This window comes from Epilithonimonas bovis DSM 19482 (assembly GCF_900108115.1).
Lineage (GTDB): Bacteria > Bacteroidota > Bacteroidia > Flavobacteriales > Weeksellaceae > Epilithonimonas > Epilithonimonas bovis.
The window spans coordinates 22,889-34,177 of sequence record NZ_FTPU01000032.1 but is presented as its reverse complement, the minus strand read 5'-3'; the positions used below and the strand labels follow the sequence as shown (position 1 = coordinate 34,177).

The 11,289-nt window shown below is 37.5% G+C and carries 11 protein-coding genes; 4 read left to right on the top strand and 7 right to left on the bottom strand.

Features of this window, described 5'->3' with window-relative positions; all coding sequences use genetic code 11:
• Positions 1-32: 32 nt before the first annotated feature.
• Positions 33-926, bottom strand: coding sequence for a Fic family protein (locus tag B0B05_RS12465; protein ID WP_076783967.1), 894 nt, complete (start codon positions 924-926; stop codon positions 33-35).
• Positions 927-986: 60 nt separating this feature from the next.
• On the opposite strand from B0B05_RS12465, the gene B0B05_RS12460 reads away from it, so the two are divergent.
• Positions 987-1,586: a restriction endonuclease subunit S gene (locus B0B05_RS12460; RefSeq protein WP_143746020.1), complete on the top strand. Its 600-nt coding sequence runs from the start codon at positions 987-989 to the stop codon at positions 1,584-1,586.
• On the opposite strand, the gene B0B05_RS12455 is transcribed toward B0B05_RS12460, so the two are convergent.
• From B0B05_RS12455 to B0B05_RS12430, 5 genes are all read right to left on the bottom strand, one after another.
• On the bottom strand, positions 1,579-2,136 hold the full coding sequence (locus B0B05_RS12455) for a restriction endonuclease subunit S (protein ID WP_245799325.1): 558 nt from the start codon (positions 2,134-2,136) through the stop codon (positions 1,579-1,581). The genes B0B05_RS12460 and B0B05_RS12455 overlap by 8 nt on opposite strands.
• A gap of 129 nt (positions 2,137-2,265) precedes the next feature.
• Positions 2,266-3,423 carry a restriction endonuclease subunit S gene (locus B0B05_RS12450; RefSeq protein ID WP_173786379.1) on the bottom strand — a complete coding sequence of 386 codons (1,158 nt, stop codon included), beginning with the start codon at positions 3,421-3,423 and terminating at the stop codon, positions 2,266-2,268.
• Between the two features lie 64 nt (positions 3,424-3,487).
• Positions 3,488-4,495: a virulence RhuM family protein gene (locus B0B05_RS12445; protein ID WP_076783965.1), complete on the bottom strand. Its 1,008-nt coding sequence runs from the start codon at positions 4,493-4,495 to the stop codon at positions 3,488-3,490.
• A 23-nt stretch (positions 4,496-4,518) separates the two neighbouring features.
• A complete protein-coding gene (locus B0B05_RS12440) occupies positions 4,519-6,048 on the bottom strand; it encodes a type I restriction-modification system subunit M (protein ID WP_076783964.1) in 1,530 nt (509 codons plus the stop codon).
• 1,337 nt (positions 6,049-7,385) lie between these two features.
• Complete coding sequence (locus B0B05_RS12430; protein WP_076783962.1) at positions 7,386-8,609, bottom strand: sugar transporter; 1,224 nt, start codon at positions 8,607-8,609, stop codon at positions 7,386-7,388.
• A 547-nt stretch (positions 8,610-9,156) separates the two neighbouring features.
• On the opposite strand from B0B05_RS12430, the gene B0B05_RS12425 reads away from it, so the two are divergent.
• The 3 genes from B0B05_RS12425 to B0B05_RS12415 all read left to right on the top strand — a co-directional run bounded on the left by B0B05_RS12425 (position 9,157) and on the right by B0B05_RS12415 (position 10,775).
• Complete coding sequence (locus B0B05_RS12425) at positions 9,157-9,474, top strand: antibiotic biosynthesis monooxygenase (RefSeq protein WP_076783961.1); 318 nt, start codon at positions 9,157-9,159, stop codon at positions 9,472-9,474.
• A 13-nt stretch (positions 9,475-9,487) separates the two neighbouring features.
• Complete coding sequence (locus tag B0B05_RS12420) at positions 9,488-10,177, top strand: DUF6058 family natural product biosynthesis protein (protein WP_143746019.1); 690 nt, start codon at positions 9,488-9,490, stop codon at positions 10,175-10,177.
• A gap of 79 nt (positions 10,178-10,256) precedes the next feature.
• Positions 10,257-10,775 carry a hypothetical protein gene (locus tag B0B05_RS12415; protein ID WP_076783959.1) on the top strand — a complete coding sequence of 173 codons (519 nt, stop codon included), beginning with the start codon at positions 10,257-10,259 and terminating at the stop codon, positions 10,773-10,775.
• A gap of 298 nt (positions 10,776-11,073) precedes the next feature.
• Here the strand turns inward: B0B05_RS12415 and B0B05_RS12410 are convergent, their stop codons facing one another.
• Positions 11,074-11,271 (bottom strand): cold-shock protein, encoded by a 198-nt coding sequence (locus B0B05_RS12410; RefSeq protein ID WP_076783958.1) that lies wholly within the window; start codon positions 11,269-11,271, stop codon positions 11,074-11,076.
• Between the last annotated feature and the right edge of the window lie 18 nt (positions 11,272-11,289).

Sequence of the window (11,289 nt, the reverse complement as noted above, 5' to 3'; positions counted from 1 at the left end):
AGTCCTTTACTATGGGAAATAGTATCTCAAATCTAATCATACGCTATTTCAAAATATTGAAGAATAGCTTTGTAATTATCCTGAGCTGTAAGACAGGTATCTAACAAATATTCTCGGATATGATTCCACTCCTGTAAACCTCTGTAGTAAAACAGCTTAATGTCTTCATCAATAATGAAGGGCACAATATTATTAGCAAGACATTCCTTAAACATAATTAGCCGACCAACACGACCGTTTCCGTCCTGAAAAGGGTGAATGATTTCAAACTGGTAGTGAAAGTTTATAATATCCTCAAACGTTTTCTTTTCAATGCTGTGGTAACCAGAAAGTAAATCTTTCATTTTTGCCGTCACCTCTTTTGGTGGACAAGTTTCATTGCCACCAACTTCGTTAGGGAGTTTTTTGTATTCACCAACATTAAACCAGTCTTTTCGACTATCAGACGTTCCTGATTTCAGGAGAAAATGTAATTCCTTTATAAATGATTCTGATAATTTAAATTTTGCTTTGTCAATGATTAAATCAATACATCGAAAGTGGTTGGTTGTTTCTATAATGTCATCTACATTAACGCTTTCTTTGGAAGCTCCGATAGTATTCGTTTCAAAAATATATCGAGTTTGATCATGGGTTAACTTGCTTCCTTCTATGCGGTTGGAGTTATAGGTCAGATCGATTTGCGTACGGTGATAAATACCACCTTTGAGCTTCATTTCTTTTTGCTCTTTGAGATGATTGAGCAATGGATTGTCACTAAATTTCTTCTTATTTCCTTTCTCAGGCAATATCGCATCATCGGGAATATTCCATGTTTTACCAGTTAAGAAAGCCCCCTTAATCCTTCCTGTAGCACAATAATTCCGGACGGTTCTTTCCGGAACATTCCACTTTTTTGCAAACTCACTTACTGAAATATAATTCATAGCTTTTGATTATAGATGCCGTTATCGGCAAATATACAATAAATTATAACTGAATATTTCTTGATTTTTGCCGATAACGGCATGATTAAGGATTTAATTTCCTATGTGAATACGATTCGCTATCGGCTATATGAACAAATTCTTAATGAGGAAAATGAATTGGTTCAAGTTAAGGATACTCTAAACTATGAACAGCCAACTAAATATTTGGTGACAAATACAGATTATTCATCTGATATTTCCTTGATTCCAGTTCTAACCGCGAATAAAGTTTTTGTATTGGGATATACCGATGAAGAATATGGTATGTATGATAAGGGGCAATGTATTATTTTCGATGATTTTACAATGGATGTAAAGTTTGTGGATTTTCTATTCAAAGTAAAATCATCAGCAATTAAAATTTTGACAGCTAAACCAAATGTGAATCTAAAATTTATATTTGAATATCTGTCATTTTTAAATCTATCGTCAAATGAACACAAACGCCATTACATTTCCGAAATTGAACCTATGGAAATACAATTGCCAAATTATATTCAACAAATATATGTTGCAGATTTTTTATCAAGTATTGATGATAAAGTAAAAACTGAGTTTGAAATTCATATGCTATTGATTAAACAGAAACAATATCTTTTAGCCAATTTATTTATATAAACAAATTGGCTAAAAAATATGTCTTTTGTTTCTCTAATTGCTGTAAAATACTGGTTTCAATTTCAATTTTCGCATCGATAGATAATAAAAAGTCAGCTATTTTATGTTGTTCCTCCAAAGATGGAAATGGAATTTTTATTTTAGCCATAATTCCATTCATTAATTTGGGATTTCCAACATAAGAAACATATTTTTTTGATACAGAGTTTATTAATTCAGAAATACAGACATTTGCATAACCATCTTTACTTAATAAAACTCCGCAAACATTTGTACAATAGAATTTTCCACTACGATAGTTTACATCACCTGCATTAGCACCATCGGTTGTCCAAGTAATAGCATTCTCAAATAAAAAATCACTATGATAACCTGCCAGTCCTTTGTTTTTTGTTTGTGAAGAATAAACAGGAAAAGATTTTTCTTTATTCCTTTCATTTGACAATAGATTCATAGCTAAGACATTTCCTCTTGTTATTTTAAAAATTTCACCTACTTCTTTTGATTCCCACCTTGGGAAAACATACCCATTTTCATTTTTAAAGCTCAATTGAGCAGAGAATATTTTCTTACTAAGCGTATTCTTTAATAACTTCAGCTCCTCAATTATTTTGTTTTGGGTTGCTTGGTGTTGTAGATAAATACCATTCTCAAAAACAATATTTGTTACAGAACCTGTTTATATAAACAGGTTCTGTAACAAATACTTTTTCTGCTTCTCATATTGTTCAAGTAGTTTACTTTCTACAGTTATTTTGTTTGATAAGCTTTCCAAAGTCAATACAACTTTCTCTTGTTCATAAAGATTAGGAATTTTCACTTCAAATTTTTCTAAAGTAGATTTTTGAATATTGGGTAACCCAGAACCTACACGAAGTGCCATAATTTTATTTTCATTGGCTTTCAAGTAATAATATAGATATTTGTTTTTAATGATTTTATCGATATTTTTTAGTGTGTAACAATGTCCTCCGCTCCAAAATTTTGTATAGTTATATTGAACATATCCACAAGAATTGCCACCTTCACTTATAGAAATAATTTCTGCATCTGAATTGTATTCAGAATGGTAACCAGATGGTAATATTCCGCCATTCATTACATAATAAATCCCTGTTTCAGATAATTTGGAGGCATTTATTTGCTCTCCTTTTTTTATAGTGCAGAGTGATTTTAAAGGAAGAATAGAAAACTGAAATCGATTGAGTTTAAATATTTTTTGATAAAGTCCTTTAATTAAGGTTTCTAATTGTTCAATTATTTTGTTTTGGGTTGAGATTCTTTCGTCAACAAGTGATAAGAAATCTGATATTTTCTTTTGTTCAGAAAGGCTGGGAAAACATAGAGATACAGAAGTCAGTATTTCTTGTCCTACATTGTATCGTGTACTTCCCCCAGATTTAGATGTAATACTTTCTCTTGCCGATTTTGTCTTTAGAAGTTTATTGAAGAATATCGGGTTATAATCTCCAATTTTTTTGCCTCTTATAACAAACCCTCCAAATGTTGCAGATTTTTCTTTATCAAGGTAAACGTTAGCTGTTCCTACTTCTTCTCTTGTCTCTGAGCTTCTTTGAAAAAGAATATCTCCATATTGCACCGAATATTTATTAGCTATGTTGGTATCAACATCAACTCTTCCAATAATGTTATCATAAGTAATGAAATTATTGTTTAGAATATCTAAGACATTTATAAACTTAATTCCTTTACCATATTGTTCTTTTGAAGCATTAATTCCGTTCTTAAACTCCAATAAATCCCCCAACTTTTTCACTTCCCACTCTCCTTCAAACCCAGGAAATCTCAAAGGGGGAACATTAGTTATTTTTTTCATCTTAATCAAAGAGACCAAGATAAAGAATCCTCAATTACTATCCTAAAGTTTTTACATTAAGGATCTATTTTTTTCTACTTTTTACCTCCTCTTCCAAAGTTTTCAATTCCTGTAAATCTTCTGCATCAGCTTGTTCAGCTTCCTGTTTTTTGCGTTTACTATCAAATTCCAGATAGACTTTTTCTATCATTTTTTCCATTTGAGCATTGCTCATGCTTCCTTTATTAGGCAATAGTTTTTTGTCATTGAATGCTATAATTCTATCTATATTTTCCCGCCAAAAATCCATCGTTATATCTTGTCTGTTTTTAGCTCTTAATTCTGCAGTTTCTAAAAATACAACTACAAATCGATTCAGACTGTCAATTTCATCTTCGATCAAGTAATTTTTAGCAATAAAAATATCTTGTTTTCTTACAATTGTACCTTTCCAACTTTGTAAAGCCATATTGGGTTCATTAGCATTGGCACGGCTGACAATGATTTCTGCCGCTGTTTTTTCTGTAATGGCATACAGCAATTTATTCTGTGTTTCGGCAAAAAACATTTGAGTGGCTTTGTCAGTTTTATCATAATCACTGCTCAATGCAAATAAATCACGGACTTTTTGATAAAAACGTTTTTCCGAAGCTCGAATATCCCGAATGCGAGCCAGTAATTCATCAAAATAATCAGGTCTTCCGTCAGGATTTTTCAGACGTTCGTCATCCATCACAAACCCCTTAATCATATATTCTTTCAGATTGCGGTTTGCCCATTGACGAAACTGCGTGCCTCGCTTACTTCTTACCCGAAAACCGATAGCCAAAATCATATCCAGACTGTAAAAAGTAACATCATAATTTTTACCATCTGAAGCAGTACTTAAGTAATTCTTAATAACTGAATTTGACTCTAACTCATTTTCATTCAATATATTAGATATATGCATGCTAATATTTGGCACCGAGGTGCCAAAAAGTTCTGCCAATTGGTTTTGGTTCATCCAAACAGAACCATCCTTTGCATATAAAGCAATAGAAACCTTACCGTCCTGAGTTTTGTAGATAATTAGATTTTGACCTTCATTCATAACTCATAATTTATCATTCATAGCTAAAAATCAATTCCCAATTCTTTCAAGTATATATTAATCTCCTTATCCAACTCATCTCGTTTCGCTTCCAAAGATTTGATTTCCTGAATCACTGCCTGAATGTCGATTTCGGGTTCGGGCTCAAAAGTATCCACATAACGAGGAATATTGAGGTTAAAATCATTCTCCTTTATCTCTTCAAATCCGGCTATATAAGCGAATCTTTCTTCAACAATTCCTGTTTCCATTGTCTGGTCATGAAATTGCGTGAAAATATCAGTAATATGCTGAATGTGTTTCTCCCTTAAGGAATTTTGATTTTTTCCCGGGACAAAATCTTTGCTGGCATCTATAAATAATACTTTCTCTTTATTTACCTTCTGCTTGTTGAAAATAAGTATAGCAGCCGGAATACTTGTGCCGAAAAACAAATTAGAAGGCAAACCTATCACTGCTTCAATCAAATCTTCGTCAATCGTTTTAGTTCGGATTTTTCCTTCAGCAGCTCCTCTGAACAATACACCGTGCGGTACTACAACACCCGCTTTACCAGTATTATTCAATGATTCTATCATGTGTGAAATAAAAGCCCAATCTCCTTTAGATTTTGGTGGCAAACCTCTCCAGAAACGGTTATATTGGTCGCCTGCTAAATCATCTGCTCCCCATTTATCCAATGAAAAAGGTGGGTTTGCTACTACCGTATCAAACAACATTAATGCTTCACCTTCCTTATGCTTCGGATTTCGTAAAGTATCTCCCCAACGTATAACAGCACTATCATAGCCATGCAGATACATATTCATTACAGCCAATGCCCAAGTACTACCATTAGCTTCTTGCCCATACAGCGAAAAGTTATTATCACCCACTTGACGTCCTGCTTTGATCAAAAGAGAGCCTGAACCACAAGTAGGATCATAAATACGTGATCCCGGTTTAGATTTGGTCAACTTAGCCAGTAAAGTAGAAACTTCTGCCGGAGTAAAGAACTCTCCTGCTTTTTTCCCCGAATCAGATGCAAAATTAGCTATCAAAAATTCGTATGCTCCTCCAATGACATCGTTATTCTCTAAATGAGAAGAAGAAAGGTTTAAAGAATAAAAATCGTTCAACAAATTACGTAATCTGGTTATTTTACCTTTTGCATCTCCCAAATTAGAACTGTTAAAATCAATATTTCTAAAAATATTAGATCCATCGTGACCGCCTAATTTTTCTCTGTTTGCTTCCTCCAATTCCGCTAAAGCATGATTGATCATTTCCCCAATCTTTGGATTGTTACGGTTTTCATATAAAAAATAAAAGCTTGATTCTTCAGGAACTATAAAACGCTCTCGCTCCAATGCTCTTTTTACACGCTCTTCGTTGCCTTCATATTTTTTGGCGTATTCTTCTTTTTTCTCATTGTACACATCTGTTACATACTTTAGAAATAACATGGTGAGTATGTAATCTTTATATTGAGAAGGATCGATTGTACCACGAAAGGTGTCACAAGCTTTCCATACAGTATTGTTGATGTCTTTTTGACTTACTTTAGTACTCATTTTATAAGAATAATTTAATCCCAAATATAGCTAAAAAACCAATGCCTGCTTTACGGGAATCCTTATATAAATTAGCTCAATGGATAAATTGGATTCAGATCAATGATGTCCGTCAAAAAGTCATCTGCTGTTTTAGCCGTTAGTCCAAAGGTCACCAAATAATCTTCTGGAAAATCATTCAAATGCTGGTTAAATAACATTTGAATAACTTCTGATAGCGGCCGCCAAAGCATGGTGATCATCCGGGTCTTCTAAATCCAGATGATCGATGAGTGGTTCATAATTTTGTACGGTAGCACCAGGGAAATATTCGAATTAAAATAAACGAAAATAAAATGAATAGAGGTTATAAAATATTGTCACAGCACCAAATATTCTTTATTAAAAGGATTGCTCCTTATTTTTAATTCTCGCAGATTATTCCGATTACGCTGATCCTAAATTTAAAATCTGTAAAATCAGCCTTATCAGCGAGAATATTATATTTCTCAGTTTGTAATTAAATGATGACCTTTATAAAATCAACAAGATTTCTCAAAAAGACATCTTGAGCCAACCAAGGTTCCCCCATTTCGAGTGCCGACCACAGGAAGGCGTATCGAGAAAACACAATAACGCACCATCACCCATCATCCATCATCCAGTACCCCCAGTTCGAGTGCCGACCGCAGGAAGGCTTATCGAGAAGCCACAATAACGTACCATCCCAACCTCCCACATCCATCTTCCAGCATCCATCTTCCATCTTCCCCACCCCCACTTCGAGTGCCAACCAAAGAAAGGTGTATCGAGAAGCCACAATAACGCACCATCACCCAACATCCAGCATCCATCTCCCATCTTCCATCTTCCCGCACCCCGCACCCACCACTTCGAGTGCCGACCAAAGACAGGTATATCGAAAAGCCTGCACCCATTACAGTATTCTTAAAAATAACCGCCTGCCATTGTCAATACCCTATTCATGGAAAAGCCATAGCCCATTCATACCAAAGCCTGGGATAGTTCATGAAAAAGTTCAGTAAATTGGATTGTAAAAAGCACAACAATTGAGCCCAAAAATTACGGATAATTAAAAAGGCGCTAAGTCAGCTCAACAAATAAAGGAAGGTTCCGGCGTTCTGAGAAAGAAGGATCTTATCGCTCGGTTTAGCAAAGCTAATAAAAATACCATTATCAATTAATATTTTTTTTACTCTGCATGACAAAACACGGAACCGGAAAGCCCTCTTATGCAGGTACCGTTTCAGCAGTATCCGTAGCTGTCCTGCGCTACCAATCCGGATACACACACGGCTTTTCCTTTGCCTTTCTTCAAAAATCCCTGGCGTTGGGCATTAATGTTTGGGGCTGTCCTGTTTTTTAGCGGCAGCCTTTAGAAGCAAAGGCTTCACATAAACCATCCCGTAGATAAAGCCCACCGCAACAATAGCAAAGCCAATGAGGCCGATATTGCCGACGCCGGCTTTGTGGCTGACAATCCCGCCAATGAATGCGCCACCGCCAATCCCTATGTTATAAATGGCAGAATAGATAGCCATTGCTATATCGGTATTGTTAGGCGAAAGGCTGATGATCCGGTACTGGTAGGACAGGTTGAAAATGGAAATCGCTACGCCCCATACCATGATCACACAAAAGATGCCCGTCTGGCTGAACGAAAACACCTTGATGGCCAAGAGGGAGACCATTATCCCGCCCACGCTCCAGAAGGCAAACGGGACAGACCAGCGGATGCTGAACCGGGTGAACAGCAGGCTGCCCAGTATACCCGTGAAACCAAATACCAAAAGGGCCAGCGTGGTGACATTTTTGGAAAGATGGATGACATAGGTTAAAAAGGGTTCGATATAGCTGTATCCGCAGAAATGGCCGGTAATGGTAAGCACCGTCAGCAGGTAGACGCTCATCAGGGCCTTGTTACGGAAAATATGGGGCAGGCTTTCTGTAGTCTTGGTATTCCTGCTGGGCATCGTCGGCAGGTCTTTCATCAGCAGTAACATGATAACGAATGCGGTGACAGCGATCGACAGGAAGGTGACCCGCCATCCCAGGTAGAGGCCAATGGTCCGGCCGATGGGCAACCCGAGGATCATGGCCAGGGACGAACCGACCGTGAGGATGCTTAAGGCGGCAGACTGCTTGCCCGGAGGGGCAATCCTGACAGCCAGCGGCGGTGCGATAGCCCAGAATACCGAATGGGCACAAGCCACCCCCAGGCGCGAAGCCATGAGCATATAAAAAGAATTGGAGAAGTAAGACAGCGCATTGCTGGCAACAAAGACACAGAAGACCAGCCCCAGCAGTTTTTTGCTCTCCGTCCGGGCAAAGATCAGCATCAGAGGCAAAGAGAGCAGCGCCACAGCCCATGCATAAACAGTGATCATAATACCGGCTCCCGTCTCGGTCATATTAAAATTTCCGGCAATGCTGCTTAGCAGGCCAATAGGGATAAACTCAGTGGTATTGAAGATAAATGTGGCAAAAGCCATGCAGATGACCGGTAACCATTGCCTGAAAGCCGGCTTGGGAAGTGTATGGTCTGTTGATTTCTGAGTCATTGATAAAACATTGTACTGCTAATGGAAAGAGATGGTTATCAACGGCCTGGGCCACCATGCCGGCATAATGCCAATACGCGGTAAACACCTCTTCCTGATCAAGTTGCAAAGATAGAAATAGCGCCATTAAAATAAAACAATAATGCCAATTTTAAACATCTGTTTACAATAGCCGGCTGCCATCCTGTTTTTTGCGCCCGTATGGATACAGTTGCTTGATAATTCAGTTTGTGTTTAATTAACAAATGTTCATTGTTTTACAAAGCTGTATAAAATAGCTTTGCAATAATAGATGAAACAATGATGGCTGGTGATGGCGGTCTTTTTTGCAGATTTGGGTCGTACACGGTAATGTAAAGCAACAGTGGACAATAGCAGGAGGTGTTGCTTAGGGGTTCCGCGTCCCTGTTCAACGATTGCTTGTAATAGAAATTGATATAAACCTGGCAGACAAGCCATTAACAGCCTGGAAAGATAATTTAGTTGCTTATTAAGGGCAATGACAAAATATATTGTAAAATTTTAAACCAAAAAACAAATATCAAAAATGATCAGCGTAATAGTAACATACAAGGTAAAACCGGAATTTGCAGAAGAGAACAGGAAGAATATTGATCAGTTTCTCAGTGATTTCAAACAACTTGACCCTTCGGGATTCCGTTATACGGTATACACAAAAGATGACGGTGTCACGTTTGTGCACTACTCCGCCTACAGGGACGAAGAGATCCAGACACAAATCCTGAACGTTCCTTCTTTTAAAGAATTTCAGCAATTAAGGGATGCCAGCGGGCTTGACGGCACGCACAACGTGGATATATTGCATTATGTAGGTTCTTCCTCCGATGTCTTTGGCAATCAATAAGGATAAACAGCTCATGAAAACAGATCAGCAGTACATCAGGGAACATTATATTGAATTAAATGAATTGGCGGAAAAAACTGGTTTTTCGGCAATTGAAATCCTGGAATTAATCGACAAAAAGGTCATCCCCAATTATTCTTATGCCATCCAGACAACGGAAACCATAAGCTCTCCGCTGTTGGATGAGTCTGTGACGGTAAAAGATGAAAGGTATTTTGCGAAAAGCCACGTCCAAAAGCTGGAGCAGTATAAGCGCTCTGATGGCACACCTGAAATAATAAAGGATATCTTTAAACAAAATTTCATCAGCCATCTGCAACAGCACCCGGATAAAATGTTGGCTTATAATAACCTGTTTGACAGCGATGCAGGCATTGATGATCAGTTATTGAACGAAACCTTTGAGAAGGAATGGCAACATTACTGCAACGGGGTCTATGGCATATGCACAATAAACGCCGACGAAAAAGACATTGTGGAAAAGGAGATTGCGGTTAAGAAAATTGTGGCCTTTAATAAGCAATATGAAAACCGGCTTTTAAACGAAACTGCTAAAGAGGAGCTTATTAAACTCAATGAAGCGTTTAATAAGGTAACGGCTTTGTTTGCGCCCTACCAGAGGAAAACCAGCAGCAGGGGTAAATATGTAGACAAAATCCTGGAAGAAAATCATCTGAATGACTGGATAAAAAACTATGACTGACGGTAAGCGGGCTGCTTCTGCCAGCTGGCATGCTGCCTGCAGGGTAGCCGGCTGATTGGTCTCTAAAATATGATAATGGATGGACACCGTTAAAAAATTAAGCACAACGTATCTTAAGTTGTTTGTTTTCAGGTATGGTATTATTCTCTTGGCTGTGATCCTGATTATAGGAGCACTGTTCCTCTTGGGACCGGAGAAAAATGTAGCTCTGTTTACCATTACCCTTATATTGGGCACGCTGTTCTTTTCGGTGCTGTCCCTTTTGGATTACCGTCGGCTCAAAAAAAACATCCGGCTGGCCAGCGTCTCTCTTGTAAACAACACACTTTGGATTAATGGGCAGGTGTTTACTTTAGACCGCATCAGGGAGATCACCCCGTTATCGGTAGGGGAAGGAATTAATGACAAAAACGCCTTCAGCCTCATAGAAATAAGGATGGCTGACGGAAAGGCTTATTATTTTTTAGACCAGCCTTTGGACTGGAAATTCAGGTCCAGAACCATAAAGCTTCTTCGCAGGCTGCCGGAGCTTTCATCAAAAATAAGGGAAGAAAGAACAGTAACGGAAGGGTTGGCCAGCCTCAGTGGAAAACTATAAAACCAGGGATGCCGGGTCCGTTATTGTATTCAAAAAGAACCTTCGTCTTTAATATTTAAAATCAAATACCGGATATTACATGTTAAAAATGAGCTTAATTTCCATATTACATAGAGGTCGAAGTTTATTGATAAAATAATTCTTATCAGTGATTGGTCAGATTCATAATTTGGAATCCGCAAACTAAGGATCTTGCGAGAATTAAAACAGCTGTCAATCGGCATCAATCAAAAAAGCCCCTTGCGGGGCTTTCCAACAGATGGTTAAACCATCTGTTGATCATTGTCTTATATAGAAATTATTGAGCGATGGTTACGTTAACCGCGTTTAATCCTTTTTGACCTTGTTCCACTTCAAAAACTACTTTATCGTTTTCACGAATGTTTCTGCTTTTTAAACCTGAAGAGTGTACAAAGATGTCACTGCCTCCGTTTTCAGGAGAAATAAATCCGAAGCCTTTTGCTTCATTGTAAAATTTTACTGTGCCTTGTTGCATTGTAATTGTTATTAAAAA